Source organism: Stieleria maiorica (genome assembly GCF_008035925.1).
GTDB lineage: Bacteria > Planctomycetota > Planctomycetia > Pirellulales > Pirellulaceae > Stieleria > Stieleria maiorica.
Genome location: NZ_CP036264.1, coordinates 1,111,507 through 1,128,359, shown reverse-complemented (window position 1 = coordinate 1,128,359; position 16,853 = coordinate 1,111,507). Strand labels below are relative to the sequence as shown.

Here is a 16,853-nt window from a genome sequence, read left to right as displayed (position 1 = left end):
GAATCTCGTGACCGAAATCGTCTCGCTTCCCGATATCACCGACTCGGCGGTCGATGCTGCGCTCCCGCGGGCGGTCCGACGGGGGGTGCTGAGCATCGGAAACTTCGACGGCGTCCATCTGGGCCACGCCCGCTTGCTCGGGCAAACGCGTCAACTGGCCGATCGGCTGGGCGGCCCCGCCATCGCCTGCCTGTTCGACCCTCACCCGATTGCGATCCTGCGCCCCGAATTGGCGCCCAAACGATTGACCTCCATCGACCTGCGGGCGCGACGGATGACCGAACTGGGCATCGATTTCCTGCTCGTTTGCCAGACCTCCCCTGCCCTGTTGAACCTGTCGGCCAAGGCATTCTTCGACGCCCTGGTCTGTGACACGTTGGACTGCCGCGGGGTGGTCGAAGGCGAGAACTTTTGCTTCGGAAAAGACCGCCAAGGCGACGTGGATGTGCTGCGCCGGTGGTGCGGCGAACACGGCATCCAATTCCGGGTCGCGGAAATGGAATCTGCCGACGGAGCGATGATCAGCAGCACGCGAATCCGAGACTTGCTGGCCGAAGGAGACGTCCGCGGCGCGGCTGCGATGATGGCCACACCGCATCTGATCCGCGGACGGGTCGGACACGGCGACCGCCGCGGACGCACGCTCGGTTTTCCCACCGCCAACCTGGAACAGATCGACGTGGTCATTCCCGCTGCCGGCGTCTATGCCGGATACGCCTCGGTCGACGACACCCGCCACCCCGCGGCGATCCACATCGGCGAAAGCCCGACATTCCAGTCAGGCGACGCGACGAAAGTCGAAGTCCACCTGATCGGTTTCGACGGCGACCTGTACGACCGAACGCTCGATGTCGAATTGATCGACCGCGTTCGCGGCGTCGTCCGATTTGACTCCATCGACGCACTGACCGATCAGCTTCGCAACGACATCCGATTCGCCCAGCAGTTGCTGGTTACCCACTAACGCGATCCATTCCCGATGACCGTCAACTGGAAACGCTTTGCCGACCAGATCAGCCACTACCAATCCTTCGTCCTGGTCAGCCACGTGCGACCGGATTGCGACGCCTTGGGCAGCGAACTCGGGATGGCGTACATCCTTCGCAAACTGGGTAAACAGGTGCGGATCATCAACGCCCACCGCGTCCCGCCATCGCTGCAGTTTCTCGATCCGGCCGGCAACATCGAAATCCTGGGTGAGGACGTCGAAGCCGAAGACATCTCGGCCGATTGCATCATGATCCTGGACACCAGTGCTTGGGTCCAACTGGGCGACATGGCCGATGTCGTCCGCGCCGCGCCGTGCGACAAGATGGTGCTGGACCACCACGTCGGCGAAGACGACTTGGGGGCGACGATGTACAAGGATTACCAGGCCGAAGCCTGCGGAACCTTGGTCGTGCAAGCGGCCGATGCGTTGGGCGTCCCGCTGGTCCGGCCGATGGCCGTGCCGTTGTTCGCGGCGATCGCCACCGACACCGGCTGGTTCCGTTTCGGCAGCGTCAACGCAGACACGTACCGCGTGATCGCCCGGCTGGTGGACACCGGCGTGGTTCCGGCAGAGGTCTACAGCGACCTGTATGAACGCGACACGCTGGCACGGCTGAAACTGCGCGGTTTAATCCTCTCGCGGACCGAGAGCGAACTCGACGGGGCGCTGATGCACACGTATGTCGAAACCCGCGACTTCGAAGCGGTGGGCGCCCTGCCGAGCGACACCGAGGATTCGGTCAATCTGACGCTGGCGGTGGAAAACACCAAGGCCGCCGTGATCTTCGTCGGCCAACGCATGGGCGGATTTAAAATCTCATTCCGCAGCCGCTGCGACCTTGCCGTCAACGAGATCGCCCAACGGTTCGGCGGCGGCGGACACAAGGCGGCCGCCGGCGCGTTCCAAGAAGGCACACTCAGCGACGTCAAAGCTCGCGTGCTGCCCGTCGTGATCGAGGAACTTCAGAAGGTGCTTTAGCACCTACTTGGCCATCAGGAACCCGGTCATCGTCCAGCCGCTGTCGGTCTTTTGCCAGAACGCTCCGCCGCTGGTGAAGAATTGTTTGATCGATTCAAACGGCGGCAGCTTGCCGGCCTGGATCGGGTCCGGCTCTCCCTCTTCGCCATTCTCCACGATCCGTCGCAACAGATTGGCGATCAACGAATCGCTGTCCTTCAACTCGCCTTTCCGCAGCAATTCGTAACGTGCCCGCAACGCGATGCTGGGGTGAAAGACACTGTCATAGGTCACCAGGTTTCCGGCGTTCAGGTCATCGATTGCCGCGACGATCGTTCGCGTGGCTTCGGTCGACGCCAAATCGTTCCCCAAAGCACCCGAGCGGACACGTTGTCCCAGTTTGACCAGCAGTTCGCTATGGCTGGAAAACATCAGGTAATCCGCTCCGTCGGGTTGCGGACCTTTGACGACGGCGATGGCCCAATGGTTCAACAGCGGCGCGCTTTCCTCGTCCTCGATGTCCTCGTCAAATCCGAGTGCGGCCAATTGGGCATCGATATCGTCGCTGTCGTTCTTGCCGCGTTCGACCCGCCAAACATCAAACTCGGCGACCTCCAACTTGATCGCATCGGGTTCGACCTCCATCGCCTTTTGAACGACTTTGGCAACCACGTCGGCGTTCTTGATCCGCAGCGCGACCAACATCCGATCCGACTCCGGTCCGGCCGGCAGCGTGTTGTCGGTGATCAGAATCACCTCGTTTTCCAAGTTGGGCAGAAAGTCTTTGGCGATATCGATCTGCGGCCCCTCGGGGTCATCGCGGATCCCTTCGATCATCGGACGAAACAGGTCTTCCCCCAGTGCATCGTTGACCAGCGACTCGGCCGCCCAGAAGGCAGACTCCAGTTCCCAATTGAACCGAAAGAACGCTCCGGAGTCGTCGGTGGGCCAAGCGGGGATCGGCAACCGGATCGAGTTTTTGGCCTGCAACATGCGGGCGGCTTTGGTCAGCTTTCCGGGCGCGAGCACGATGCCCGAGTGCAGGATGTCGAACCGTTGCCCGGCGACCACGCCGACTCCGCCGACAGCTTCGATCACGCCGAATCCCTGACGTTCGAGCAACTCGATCACGTCCAAATCGTCACGGCGATCGTACTCGAACACCTCGCGCAAAATTCGCCCCATCGCGAACGGCTCGGCATACCATTGCCAACACAACGTCGCGCCCTGGTCGCTGGCCGATTCGATCGCCGTGGACGACTCCGCGAGCACTTGCTGGAAAGACGGGCGAGCGGAGAACGCCTTGGCGGGCGACTTTTCCGCCAGCACATCCAACGCATCCTGGATCACGCTGGCGCGGTCGGCAGCGATGAATCGCTGGTCATTCCAAGTCAACGCGATCTCTTCGATTTTCAACTGCCCCGGCTTCGGTTTGGTGCGGTACACGCGAATCGTTTCACCGCCGTGGGTGACATCCTTGCGCGTCGCTCCTCCGGCCTTTAACTCGGCATCAATTTTATCGGCGGCCGCATCCGCTTCCGCTTTCCGGTCTCGAACGTCCGCGATCACGCTCAATGCATACGGTCGACGCTTGTCATCGGGGAATGCCATCCAAGCCACCACGACCTCACCCGACGCGATCTCGTACAGATCATCGGGCTTCAATCCGATCTTGCGGTCCAGCGAGTCGAAGTACGTCCGGGCGCGTTCGCGCTGGTCATCCAAAAACGGCTGCATTTCGGCCGAGGCCAACAGCAGACCGATCTGGGTCCGCTCCCAGGCGTCGCAAAACGACGGCAGTTCCGGGATCCGAACGACCCCGGCGGTCGACTCGGGCAACACATCCACCGCCGGAACATACGCGCCCGCGGCGGCCTGCGGCGCCGCCGGTGCACTCGGTTGCCCCGCAGCCGGGGCGGCGTCGGCCGCTTGCTCCTGCTGCACCGGTTTGGCAGCAATCGACAAATGGCCGAGGGACAAAAGGGCGAATCCGCACAGGAATGTCGCCGACGAACGAATCAAATGAAGACCAATTCTCATAAAAATATCTTTCGGCAAACGCTGACAACGAGCTGCCATGATGTTTGGAAAAAAACCGCTGATTCGAAAAAACGCCAGGGAGGGGAAAAGCGCAAAATTGCTCAAATGCATGTTTGAACCCAGCGGCATGTGAATCTCGGGGGAGCGAGACTTACTCGCAACGAGTGGCGGTCGATCGAATCGACGAATTGTCACCCATCGCGAGCCCAGTATGTTATCGCACTCGATTTAACCACGAAACGCCTTCGCTTCCGACGTCCCGAAACTGCTGAAATGACCCAATCCTCGTCCAAATCCGCCGAATCAACGTACCAAAACCCCCTGATCGAACGCTATTCGTCTCGAGAAATGGCGACGCTGTGGGGTCCGAATCGACGTTTCCAGACGTGGCGACGCCTCTGGATTGCCCTGGCCGAGAGTGAAAAAGAGCTCGGAATCGATATTTCTGACACGCAATTGGAACAACTCCGTGCGTTCGAGTCCAATCTAAATCTGGACGTGGCCAGGGAATACGAGCGGATTCGGCGCCACGACGTGATGGCCCACGTCGAAGCCTACGGCGACCAGTGCCCCGATGCCAAAAAAATCATCCACCTGGGCGCCACCAGCTGTTTCATCACCGACAACGCCGACGTCATTTTGATTCGCGACGCATTGCGTTTGGTCGCCCGGCGTCTGGCCGCCACCATCGACACGATGGCCACCTTCGCCGCACAGTATCGCGACCTGCCCTGCCTGGGGTTCACCCACCTGCAACCGGCTCAGCCGACGACGATCGGCAAACGATGCTGCCTGTGGACCTATGACCTGGTGTTGGACCTGCACGAAATCGAACACCGGCTGGAAACGCTGTGCGCCCGCAGTGCCAAAGGCACTACCGGGACACAGGCCAGCTTCCTGCAGCTGTTCGGCGGTGACCACGACAAGGTCCGCCAGCTGGAACGCCGCATCGCCGAAAAAATCGGCTTCGACAAGACCTACGCCGTGACCGGGCAAACCTATCCCCGCAAGGTCGACGCCCAACTGCTCGACGCGCTCAGCGGGATCGCGCAAAGTCTGCACAAGACCGCCACCGACATCCGCCTGTTGGCCAACCGCAAAGAGATCGAAGAACCGATCGAAAAACACCAAATCGGTTCGTCGGCGATGCCCTACAAACGCAACCCGATGCGGAGCGAACGGATCTGTGCGCTGACGCGATTCGTGATGAGTCTGCAAAGCAGCCCGGCGATGACCGCTGCGACGCAGTGGATGGAACGCACGTTGGACGACAGCGCCAACCGCCGACTGGTGATCCCGCAAGCCTTCCTGGCCATCGACGCCTCGTTGGTGCTGATGCAAAACATCGCCAGCGGTTTCGTCGTCTATCCGAAAACCATCGAACACAACCTGGCCAAGGAACTGCCGTACATGGAAACGGAAAACATCATGATGCGGGCCGTCGAAGCCGGTGGCGATCGACAAGACCTGCACGAACGGATCCGTATCCACAGCCGCGAAGTCGCCCAGCGAGTCAACGCCGAAGGCAAGCCCAACGACATGATCGAACGACTGAAGAACGACGACGCCTTCTCCGCCGTCTCCTTCGACACCGAAATCAACCCGCTGGACTTCGTCGGCCGCGCCCCCGAGCAAGTCGACGAGTTCATCGCCCAAGAGATCCAACCGATCCGCCAGCGCTACGCCGATCAAGATTCGCTTAGCGTCGAAGTCACGGTGTAGCCGGCAACGATTGCAAATTGCAATCGAGTGATCCAGCAGAATCGCTGAACGCCCCGAACCTACCCAAGGTTCCAAGTTCTATTGATTTTCGCCAGCCCACCCCCAGGCGGAGCCCGGGTACGAGTCACCCAAGCCTATTCACCTCAGCTGCCCGCGCTGATCGGGCGGAACGTCGCACGGCGACTCGATTCGGCCTTCTTCCAGGTGTTGACGACACGGTCGTACAGCACCCGCTGGGATCGCAGCGGCGGTTCGTCGCCGCGGTCCTTTTGACGGTACTCGCCGTCGTGCATCATCTGCCAGCAGTTGGTGTTGTCCTGGAAATAGGTTTCCAACACTTCCTTCAACCGATCACAGCATTTGCGGTCGGCCACGGGCACCAACAGTTCGACGCGGCGATCCAAGTTGCGGGTCATCCAGTCTGCGCTGCCGATCAACAGCTTTTCATCACCGTCCTGATGGAAACAAAAGATCCGCGCGTGCTCCAAGAACCGATCGATGATCGAGATCACTTCGATCGACTCGCTTAACCCTTTCACGCCGGGCCGCAGACAGCACTGGCCACGCACGTTCAACCGGATCTTCACGCCCGCCCGACTGGCGCGATAGAGCGTGTCGATCACCTCGGGATCGACCAACGCGTTCAGTTTGGCGGTGATTTGCCCGCGTCCCCCCTGCAGACTGCGCTGCGTTTCCTCTTCGATCAAATCCAGGAAACGGCGGCGCATCGTCGTCGGTGCGGCGGCGAGTTCTTCCAGAGCCCGGGGCTGGCTGGCGCCGGTGATCGCGTTGAAGAAGTTCGTCGCGTCGCGTCCCAACACCTCGTCACAGGTCAACAGCGAAATGTCGCTGTACAGTTTTGACGTGGCCTCGTTGTAGTTGCCGGTCCCGAAGTGCATGTAACGGACGATCCCTTGGGGTTCGCGGCGTACGATGATGCACACCTTGGCGTGCGTTTTTAACCCGTGGATTCCGTAGATGACTTGAACCCCGGCGCGTTCCATTTCCTTGGCCCACTCGATGTTCCGCGCCTCGTCGAATCGAGCCTTCAACTCGACGATCGCCGTGACGTACTTTCCACGTTCGGCGGCGCGTTCGAGCGCCGCAACGACGGGACTGTTTTTGCTGGTCCGGTACAACACCTGCTTGATCGCCAGCACGTCCGGATCGGCCGCCGCCTCTTCGATCAGCCGGACGACGGAATCGAACCGATCGTAGGGATGCACCAACAACAGGTCGCCCGCCGCGATCGTCGTGAACATCGGCTCTTCGGGATCGATCCGCGGGTGCGGCTTGGCCGGCCAAACCTCGTCGCGATGTTGATCGAACCCCTCTTCGCCGTGCAGCGTGAACAGGAAACTCAAATCGATCGGTCCGTCGATCGCATACAAGTCTTCGGCGTGCAGTTGATGGACCTTCTGCAAGAACTCCACCGCCTCCGCGCTGGCCGACGCGCCGTATTCCAGCCGGACGGGCCTGGCATAGCGCCGGTTCTCAAGAATCTCCTCCATCCCGCCCAACAAGTCACTGGCGGCGTCCTCGCGGAATTCGATGTCGGCGTTGCGCGTCAGCCGAAACGGGACACACTCGATGACTTCGCGACCGGGGAAGAATTCGTCGACAAAATGTGCGGTCAAACGTTCCAGCAAAACATACCCGTGGCGTTTGTCGCCGGAGATCGGCAACACCCGCGGCAGCGATCGGCCCATCGGAATCAGCGCGTACTCGGACGTTTCCTCCGCCGGTGAATCGTTGTCCGAATCCGAGTTGTCGCTGGCCTTTCCCAATCGCGTCTCGGGATCCCGTTTCAGGCGGACAAACAGGTGCAGCCCCAGTCCCTGCAGGAGTGGAAAGCTGTCCGCCGAAACGGCTTGGGGCGACAGCACGGGAAACACGTCGCGCCAGAAGCGGGCGGTCGCGGCGACGTGTTCGGCCTCGCTGGCGTGCGCCAAATCGACATGTGCGATTCCCGCCGCCTCCAACTTCGGCTGCACTTCGTCGCGCAACAGCTGGTACTGCCGCGACACGATCTCGTGTCCCTTTTCGGCGACCGCCTGCAATTGTTCCAATGCCACCATCCCGGCCGGGTCCCGCTGGGTGGGGTTGCGTTGGTGCAAGATTTTCAGTCCCCCGACCCGGACCATCATGAATTCGTCCAGGTTAGAACTGGTGATGGCCAGGAATTTGGCGCGTTCGAGAATTGGCAACGTGCTGTCGGCCGCCTGGGCCAAGACGCGTTGATTGAACGCCAGCCAACTCAGTTCGCGGTTGAGAAACCGATCCGTCGGCAGCGGCCGATCGATTCGAGCTTGACGCGCCGAGAGTCTCGATCCCTGCTTCTTTTTCTTTGCGGTTTTCGCCACTCGTTTCCCCGTGTCCATCGATACGCGATTCGTGCTCCGGAACAACCCACAGCACAGAATACGCGATCGAAGGATCAGCAGAAATCACCCGTGCGGAAAACGCGTGGGGAGCGGCAGACACCTGTGACGAGTGACCGACGTCGTCAGCTCGCTTGCTCGGCGACACACCACTGCGTTGGAGTCCACTGTGTTGGAAGATCATCGCCGACGAAGTAGCAGTGCAATTCATCGTCTTCGATTTCAATCTCTGCGGACGGCAAACCGAAGCTGCCGTGACGCACCTCTAACCCCGCCGGACGCGTCGCTGCAGCACCGACCGGACGCGGTTGCTCCCGATCAATACGAACATACGATCCCGCCGGCCCCAATTGAACGCATGATGTTGCCCGCGCCAGTGTTTCGAGCGTCTGTCGCCGGAGCCGACCACGGCGCTCGTCGGACGTGATCCCGGGAAACAAACCGCGCCCGGGACGATTATCCAACACCGCCAACATCAGCAAGACAGCCGCGGCAAAACCCACATAGGGAAGTTCATAGGTGGCACCGACCACAGCCACGCTTGCCAAAGAAAAGCCGACCATCCCCGACACACCAAAGCCTGACCCGGAATTGACCACTGCGACCGCCCAGCGTCCACGACGGACGCGTTTCGATCGCCGGGGTGGAATGCACAGAGCCCCCGTGACCTTGCCCACCAGACGCAACCCGGCAAAGGCCACCACCAGCATCGGTAACGAGAACGTCGCGTACCCCGCATACTGTGGGAAAAACAGAAACAGGAACACCGCCGCCAAACACTGGACGGTGATGACCCCGCGGACGGCGAGTCGCAGTTGATGCGAAGCTTCCAAGGCCGAAACCAAGGGAACCCGTCCGATTGCGAAACGCTGCGACGGCGTGACGCGATTTGATTCAGGTGGAAGAATCGATCTGGAAGAAGGATTTGAATTCCTCTGACTGGAACTCGGTTGATTGTATAACGCTACTTCCGCAGGATCGATTGTTTCCACGTTGCTCACTCTCACTGTTGCCGCGATTCAAGGTTTTCCTCCTTGTCTCCATCACTTGCACTCCGATCCTCTCCCGTCCGCAAAGCGGCGGGAGGCAAGCGAGTGGGCCAAAAGCAATTGCCATGCCAAAGATGTCGCGGCATGAGCCCAACGCGAACGTGTGGTCTGAGCCGGGAGTGTGGTTATCCCGGCGAGAAGGTGCAGACCGGCGTGGGAGAAACCATCAGTTCGATGAAGCGTGTGCGACGGTCGCGGCGACGACTTCATCGTCGGCCAGGGCCGCGGGTTCCTCGGCGAACTCGACGTCGGTCGGTTGCCCCTCGGTGCCCAACAGGATTCGGAACGCCTTGGGATAAAAATCCTTGCCATACGTCATCTCGCCGCCCTGGTGTCCGACCGCGCCGACCATGCCCGCGACGACCAACAAGCCGATTTTCCAGGTGCGTTCCAACTTGACGTTGTTTGTCGACCATGCCCGCAACGCGACCAAAGCCAACACGGCCGAGGTGACCGTCACGATCACGCCGCTCCAACGATGCCAGAACACTTCGCTGTCCATGTCGACCTTGGTCCACGAGCCATAGCCTTTCTCCATCGCGAACGACCATCCCATCGCGGTCGACGCGATCGCCATCAGCGCCCCCAACAACAGACACGCCAACGGGACCTGCTGGCCCAAGCTGGGCCATTTCCAACCCAAGACCACAAACATCGCGCCGAACAACAACAGCGCGATCGGGAAATGGACGGTCGCCGGGTGCAAGAACCCCTGGAACGCCCAGACGCGATCCAGCAGTGACTTGGGAGCCGCCACAACCGGTGCGGCCAACGCGTCCTCCGACGCTTGGTCCGACAACGGATCGACCAACGCGTCCTCGGGCCAGTGAGCACCCTCGTCGATCCAAACCCGAACCAGCGCCAACTCTTGGGGTGAAAGCGGCCCGCCTTTGGAAGGAGGCGGCATCAGCATGTCGGGATCGTCCGAAAGCATGTAGTCGGCCAACACCGTGCTGTACTCGGCGTCCTCGGGTTCGACATACGACAAAAACGTCTCGGCGTCGTCGACACGAAAGTCGCCCTTGGCTTCCTGCTCGTTATGACACTCCAGACAACGCACCCGCAAGATGGGAACGATGTCGCGTTGGAAATCGACGATCCGCCCTTCGTCATCCACGGCGGTTCGTTCCTGTGCCTTCAATGACGTGCTGCCGAGCAAGATTGCCAGCGCGCACGCGGCAAAAACAAAGCGGACGGGACAACGCAAGAACATGGACATCGCGTTAGTTTCTCCAATCGAGCACGGCACCGGACGCCTGGGCAGCCGGCCGAACACCCGCACGCCCAAAACACATCGGTGTGATGCAAGGGGTGTCAAGTTTCCGACGACTGCAGAATTTAGACTTCAAAATACAGCGGCGAAACAGTGGTCGTTGCCTGATAAAACGGCTGGTAGGGGGGGAGGTGGGACCGGCCGGACCGACCGGTGCATTCAAAAATTGCCGGGTGCGACAATCTTGAACACCCCACCATTATGATGGAACAGGGGCCCAATTCAATGACAAGTTGCAGTTCAAGGACGAGTTGCTGTTCAATTGACGAACCCCTGAGAGCCGATCAGACCGTCAATCCGCTGAAAGCGCTGCCGATTCCGAGCGACTGGATTTCCTTTTTGACGGCCGCTTTGTCGGGATTTTCCAGCGTTTCGACGACTTCGTCGGCCAACAGTTGGGCGAACGCCGCTTTCGCTTCCAATTTCAAATGCTGCAGCCTGACCTGATCCAATTTCACCGAACAAGCCTTTTCGACCTCGGCGGCGATCTCATCCAAGCTGGCTTTGGGGTGGATCGTGCTGGTCCAAAGCACGGAATACAACGGACGGCTGGGGTCCTGGTGCTGCATCCGTTCCAACGCCCGCCACGCCCGCTCGAGCAAGCAATCCCGCCACATCACCAGCCATTGCTTGGGGTCCAGATTCACCCCCGCATCCTTTTCCTGGTCCGCCGACGTCTCCCCGCGTTCGGTCAGACGGGCTCTGGCACAGGATTTCACCGCCCGCGCCAAAAAGTCTCTCAATCGCCCCTTGCGGTGTTCGCCGAATCCGGCCGAGACCAGGTGGGTCAGCAGAATCCGCAACGCCTGGTCCGCCTCTTCGGTCGACCCCATCACGACGGTCAACTGCTTTCGCATCGGTGACAAGTAACGCAACACAAACCCCGCCGCACTCTCGGCTTCGGTCCACGAATGCGACGACCGAACCAAGTTGACCGAGGAACGTGTTTTGCCAGAAGAAGAGATCTGAGTCGACATGGGGCCCAGTATAACATTCCGCCACCACAAACGAAGCACTTTGCGAGAATTCGTGCCGTTGAGGGAGTGCGGTGACACCGCCCCACTGCCATCACACCTTGCCAGCGACGCCCATCGCACGCATCCTTTGCATCATCTCATCACTTTCTGCCCCGCCAAAGGGAATCTGCCGTGCCTCGAACGCTTGTCACCGACCTGTCCGACGGCCAATCACTCGACCAGCCCTTTCGTCTGGCTGACAAACAAATCCGCGTCAATCGCCAAGGCGGCAAGTACCTGTTGCTGAAACTGGCCGACCGCAGTGGGACGATCGTCGCGATGATGTGGAACGCCGATGATTCGGACTACGAAAAGATCCACCGTGGCGGCTATGTGCATTGCGTCGGCCGCACCCAAGTCCATCAGGGTGCGTTGCAAATCATCCTGACCGCGATCGACGATCTGGCCGATACCGAGGTCGACCCGAGCGACTTTGACCAGTTCGATGCCGCCGCTTCCGACCAAGCCTTGGCGACCCTTCGCGAGCTGGTCGGCAACTTGCGCAACGTTCACTTGCGCGGACTGGGAAACACATTCCTGTCCGATGAAGACTTTGTCGCCAGATTCCGCCTGGCCACCGCCGCGGTTTCCAACCACCACGCCTACCCCGGCGGCCTGCTGCGTCACACCGTGGACCTGATGGAAATCTGTCAGTTTCTGGGCCCCCGCTACCCCGGCGTGGACACCGAACTGTTGATGTTCGGCGCCTTCCTGCATGACCTGGGCAAGATCGAAGAGATCTCCGCCAGCGGCGAACTCAGCTACACCGACCGCGGCCAATTGGTCGGACACGTTGTGATCGGCGTGCAAATGTTGGGCGACGCGATCACCCGGTATGAAGGAGACAGCGGCGAAGCGTTCCCCAACGATCTGCGGCTGCAACTGGAACACCTGATCGTTTCCCACCACGGCCAACTGGAATTCGGTAGCCCACGCCTGCCGGCCACGTTGGAAGCGATCGCGCTGCATCACATCGACAACCTGGATGCCAAAATCACTTCCTTTACCAGTCTGATCGAATCGGATTTGACCAACAGCGAACACTGGACGGTCTACCATCCATCGATCGGACGCAAGCTGTGGAAAAAGCAGTGACCGAAAAACGCCCTCCCGCCGTCGTCCTGCTCTCCGGCGGACTCGACAGCGCCACCTGCATGGCGATCGCCCGCGAGCAAGACTTTGCCATCCACGCGCTCAGCTTTCGCTACGGGCAACGTCACGAATACGAACTCGATCGCGCCGTCGCCCTGGCGAAACACTTCGATGCCGTCTCGCACCGCATCGTCGAGATCAATCTGTCCCAATTCGGTGGATCGGCACTGACCGATCAGTCGATCGTCGTTCCCAAAGCCGACTCGGTCGAACAAATCGGCAACGAAATTCCCGTGACCTATGTCCCGGCGCGGAACACCGTTTTCCTGTCGCTGGCGTTGGCCTTTGCCGAAACCATCGGGTCGGTTGATCTGTTCATCGGCGTCAACTCACTGGACTACAGCGGCTATCCCGATTGCCGTCCGGAGTACATTGCCGCGTTCCAAACGATGGCCAATCTGGCGACCCAAAGCGGAACCAGCGGACGAAAGCTGACGATCCACACGCCGCTGATCAATCTGACCAAAGGCGAGATCATTCAAACCGGTCTCCGATTGGGCGTCGACTATTCGATGACCCTGTCCTGCTATGACCCTGGCCCAGGCGGAAAACCCTGCGGCCACTGCGACGCCTGCCTGCTGCGGCAAAAAGGCTTCAACGAAAACCACCTGCAAGACCCCGCCGGGTGAGCGATGATTGGGAGAGGTTTCCGCCTCGCCTTAACCTTCGGGCAAGTCGTAGTGGACAACGCGAGGAGTCCTCGCAGTTCGCAATCCGAATGGACTCGTCGCCTCGTCCACTACCCGAAAACCAAGCTGCGGCGGAACACCCTAACCCCGGCAAGGGTCGTATGTGGTAGCGGAATTCGCCAAGGATTTCGACTTTTCCCGTGTGGACTGCTGCGAATCGAAAGCCTTGGCGGCTTCCGCTGCGGATTGAGGGACAAAGCCTAATAGCCTATCCCATTTCCCTGCTCTCACTGGAACGTCTTCGGCTGCTTCACCGGTACCAGCTCCAACGATTCGCGCCACGACGTTTCTTTGGATCCAAAGCTCAAACGTTCCAATGACCCGACGGGGATCCGGCAATTCCCGAATTGTGGATGCGTCCCCTGCAAGACGTGCCCGTCAAACGATGCCGTCTGCAGCCCCAACCTTGCACCGTCGCGGGTGGTGACCACGTAACGGCACGACGGCGTCTTCTGCTCCGCGCCGTTCTCCGCTTGGTCCAACCAAATCACCGCCGCCACGCTGGCGCGATCGATCAGACGTGTTCGGTCGCGAACTTCGATCCGCACGTCCTGTTGATCCAGTGAGAGCAACCGCCCCCGCAGCGCATCACCATCCGGAGACACCAGCACGTGCGTCGGTGGCGCATCGACCATTCGCCGGGGCAGACTCGTTAGCCATGGCAAATCCGACGGATCGAGTTCCACCGCCGGCCCCGCGTCGACGCGGCTGACAGCATTCAGTGGTACACGGATCTCATCACACACTGCACTTCGAAAACGGACTCCATCGCTTTGAATCGAGATCAACTGTCCTGGCAATCGATCCCCGCTGCGCAGCTGCAGCATGCCGGTCTTCGATTTCGTCGGTAATTCGACATCCGCAGTGACTTCCGAAGGCGACGCAAACTCAATCGTGACACCCTCGTCTGCCGCGATGCCGACGTCATTTTCGGCCAACGCAACTCGCCAACCGAACGTGGCAGCGACGCCGGCGCCGTCGATCAGCCTGCCCCATAAACCAGAACCATCGGCCAGCAACCGTGACGCATCTTCAGCCGGCTTGATGACGTCGTCGGCTCGCCCGACGCAGCGGACCACAAAAGACGGATCAACGGCCAAACGGACTCCCGTCGAATCTCGCAACACGATCGCTCCCGCGGAGTCTCGCCCCTGGACCTCGCCCCGCAAGCGGCAACCATCACGCAGAACGAATTCACTACCGACCGCCGCAACGGTCGCCACGCCGAACTCCATCCAAGCAAGGTCCTCCATCGGATGCCAGGTGTCACCAACACGAAACCGATCGGCGTCCCATTCCCGGACGACCTGCTGCACGATCGCCCCATCGTCCAGCAACGTGTATCGATCCGGCAGCAGCCGCGACTCGGGAACTCGGCCATCCCACTGCAACAATTCAAATTGCGTCAACTGGACCGGATCGCCACGATTGATCAACGTCAACTCGCGACGCAACACGGGCTGGTCATCGACAAGCGACACCTGGCCGCGTTTCACCCCCTGGTGATAAGCCAGCAACCGTCCCGACGCCTGGTCGACATACAGGTCCAGTGTCAACCGATCGCTCGCATCGGTCACATCGAACACAGCGGCATCTGAAACACTGGCATTGCTGCGGACCAGCGAGACGCTGTTGTCGAACCACTCCAGGCGTGTGACGAACGTTTCGGTGGGCAATCGTGAAAGCGACCCGCCGCGTCGATCGATCCGACCACCGCCCTGCCCTGCCCCGCCGGTCGAACGATCACCGAGAATGAGTTCAAAATCGGCGATCCCCTGACACGTCACGTCGATGCGAATTCGGAATCGATCGGGCAACTCCAGATCGGCAACCGTCGCCGCGTCGGGTGTCGTTCCCGATAATCCCCGATCGGTGAACTCCCAACCGGCTTCGCGCCGATACCGATACCGCGAATCGGCGAGCGAAGCGATCTGATCCGGCATCGTGTCGACGTCCATGATGCGGACCACGCGTTCGGCCGCAAACGACACGCGTCCGACCGCCTCGGTTTCCATCGTGATCAAATCGTCCTGCCAGGAGACGAGCACTCCGACGTACCGGCTGCGGTCATTTAGCTCAATCGCAAACCTCTTCGCTCGCTGATCACGCTCCGAATCGGTTGCGATGTCGGACTCCATGGATTGGCGACGAGCTTCCAACAGATGGTCGGTCGACAACGCGATCGGCTGGGCGAACCGTGGGTTGCTGATCCGGACCGTCCCCGCCGCCTCTGCCGCCGTCAGGCTGCCTTCGGCCGTACTCCCATCCGCCAACGAAAAACGCATCGTCGGTTCGTCGGCGTGACAGAGGACGGCGCAGCAAATCCAGCAGACCAGTGCGTATATGAAGTCCAACACCGCCGGAGCGCCCGGACGCTGGCGCGAACCGGTTGATGCCAATCGATCATCAGCCGTATGGCGCAAGCCTACGGGCACATCCCCCACGACCGCGTTCAATTTATCGTTCATAGATCGGTAGAAATCGGTAGTTCAATGCGATCGCCAGCAAGGACATCGAGGTGCTGTTGGTCACTCCGAGATCTCCATCAAAACTTCCGTCGGACTTTTGGTCGCGTTTCAGTTGCTGCACCAAGCGATCGTTCCACTGCTTCCAAACCGCGACGTCGGATTGAAAGTAGGCCTGGGCTTGATAGTAGCGCGCGTATTCGGGCCAGGTCGGCTGGGCATCACGATTGCCGACGATGTACCGCAGTGTCGATGGATAGGCCGGCAAGTCCTTGCGTCTGGCGATGGCGAGCACCAGGTTGACGATGCTGCTGCGGGCGACCGACTCGCCGCCGCCTTCGCTGACGCTGGCGTAGCCGACCGTGCCGTCCTCGGCCGTCATGCTGACGAAGTAGTCGATGGCTTTGTCGATCGATTCATCCGGCACCTCGATCCCCGCATTGCGGGCGGCCAGCAATCCCATCACGACGGCGCCAGAGACGGACGTGTCGGCGTCGCTGGCGTTGGGTGCGTACCGCCATCCGCCCCTGCGATTGTTCTTTTGTGCCGTCAATGCCGCGCGAACCGCCAACTCGGTCGCCTCGGCCAGACTGCGCCGGGCTTCCGATTCGTCGGCCGAATACAGGTCCGAATCATCCACCACCCCATAGGCCTCGCACAGGGCCAACATGCCGAATCCGTGGTGATACATGCTCGGCGAAATGTATCCGGTCACCGCCGACTGGCCGGCGATGATGTGCCGCAACCCTTTCCGGATCACATCGCGATGCGGACCAAAGTTGGGGTCTTCACCGGACGCCAGGAACGCCAACACGGCCAACCCCGTCGTTCCCGGTCCGGTACCCTCCCCCGCCGGCCAGGTGCCCCGTTCATTCTGGGTCTGCGCCAGGAAGCCCAACCCCTTGGCATAGATCTCATGAACGTCCCGCGAGACCGTCTCGCCGATGTTCGCCGACGATGATTCCACCGCAGTCTCCGCGGGTGTCTGGGCATCTGCCGAACTCGCCAACATCAGCATCGCTGCCCAGACCAGACACCGCAAGGTCCGCAACGTAGCTACGCTCGCCAGAGCGTGGAAAGCTCGGGGGATCCACCTTCTGGCGAAGGTAGCTACGTTT

General features: G+C 60.6%; 12 protein-coding genes. 5 read left to right on the top strand and 7 right to left on the bottom strand.

Translation table 11 applies throughout. The features are described 5' to 3' along the window. Window positions 1-7 precede the first annotated feature (7 nt). Window positions 8-964: a riboflavin biosynthesis protein RibF gene (gene ribF / locus Mal15_RS03560; RefSeq protein WP_233903257.1), complete on the top strand. Its 957-nt coding sequence runs from the start codon at window positions 8-10 to the stop codon at window positions 962-964. A 15-nt stretch (window positions 965-979) separates the two neighbouring features. Further along, a complete protein-coding gene (locus tag Mal15_RS03555; RefSeq protein ID WP_147866506.1) occupies window positions 980-1,969 on the top strand; it encodes a DHH family phosphoesterase in 990 nt (329 codons plus the stop codon). Between the two features lie 3 nt (window positions 1,970-1,972). Here Mal15_RS03555 and Mal15_RS03550 read toward each other — a convergent pair whose 3' ends face one another. After that, a complete protein-coding gene (locus tag Mal15_RS03550) occupies window positions 1,973-3,988 on the bottom strand; it encodes a membrane or secreted protein (RefSeq protein WP_147866505.1) in 2,016 nt (671 codons plus the stop codon). 273 nt (window positions 3,989-4,261) lie between these two features. On the opposite strand from Mal15_RS03550, the gene purB reads away from it, so the two are divergent. Further along, on the top strand, window positions 4,262-5,710 hold the full coding sequence (gene purB, locus Mal15_RS03545; protein ID WP_147866504.1) for an adenylosuccinate lyase: 1,449 nt from the start codon (window positions 4,262-4,264) through the stop codon (window positions 5,708-5,710). A 143-nt stretch (window positions 5,711-5,853) separates the two neighbouring features. On the opposite strand, the gene ppk1 is transcribed toward purB, so the two are convergent. The 4 genes from ppk1 to Mal15_RS03525 form a co-directional block, all read right to left on the bottom strand. Next, complete coding sequence (ppk1, locus tag Mal15_RS03540) at window positions 5,854-8,073, bottom strand: polyphosphate kinase 1 (RefSeq protein ID WP_233903256.1); 2,220 nt, start codon at window positions 8,071-8,073, stop codon at window positions 5,854-5,856. A gap of 143 nt (window positions 8,074-8,216) precedes the next feature. Then, window positions 8,217-8,924, bottom strand: a complete 708-nt coding sequence (locus tag Mal15_RS03535) for a hypothetical protein (RefSeq protein WP_147866502.1) — start codon at window positions 8,922-8,924, stop codon at window positions 8,217-8,219. 382 nt (window positions 8,925-9,306) lie between these two features. Next, a complete protein-coding gene (locus Mal15_RS03530; RefSeq protein ID WP_147866501.1) occupies window positions 9,307-10,359 on the bottom strand; it encodes a c-type cytochrome domain-containing protein in 1,053 nt (350 codons plus the stop codon). Between the two features lie 338 nt (window positions 10,360-10,697). Continuing rightward, window positions 10,698-11,390 carry a hypothetical protein gene (locus Mal15_RS03525; protein ID WP_147866500.1) on the bottom strand — a complete coding sequence of 231 codons (693 nt, stop codon included), beginning with the start codon at window positions 11,388-11,390 and terminating at the stop codon, window positions 10,698-10,700. A 171-nt stretch (window positions 11,391-11,561) separates the two neighbouring features. Here Mal15_RS03525 and Mal15_RS03520 point away from each other — a divergent pair, with 171 nt between their 5' ends. Next, the gene (locus Mal15_RS03520; RefSeq protein WP_147866499.1) at window positions 11,562-12,524 is read left to right on the top strand and encodes a 3'-5' exoribonuclease YhaM family protein; all 963 of its coding nucleotides are present in this window, start codon (window positions 11,562-11,564) and stop codon (window positions 12,522-12,524) included. Further along, window positions 12,521-13,210 (top strand): 7-cyano-7-deazaguanine synthase QueC, encoded by a 690-nt coding sequence (queC, locus tag Mal15_RS03515; protein WP_233903255.1) that lies wholly within the window; start codon window positions 12,521-12,523, stop codon window positions 13,208-13,210. The genes Mal15_RS03520 and queC overlap by 4 nt, the downstream gene beginning before the upstream one ends. A 287-nt stretch (window positions 13,211-13,497) precedes the next feature. Here the strand turns inward: queC and Mal15_RS03510 are convergent, their stop codons facing one another. Both Mal15_RS03510 and Mal15_RS03505 read right to left on the bottom strand, forming a co-directional pair. Further along, a complete protein-coding gene (locus Mal15_RS03510) occupies window positions 13,498-15,738 on the bottom strand; it encodes a hypothetical protein (RefSeq protein ID WP_147866497.1) in 2,241 nt (746 codons plus the stop codon). Next, complete coding sequence (locus Mal15_RS03505) at window positions 15,728-16,753, bottom strand: prenyltransferase/squalene oxidase repeat-containing protein (protein ID WP_233903254.1); 1,026 nt, start codon at window positions 16,751-16,753, stop codon at window positions 15,728-15,730. Before Mal15_RS03505 ends, Mal15_RS03510 begins: the two co-directional genes overlap by 11 nt. Window positions 16,754-16,853 lie beyond the last annotated feature (100 nt).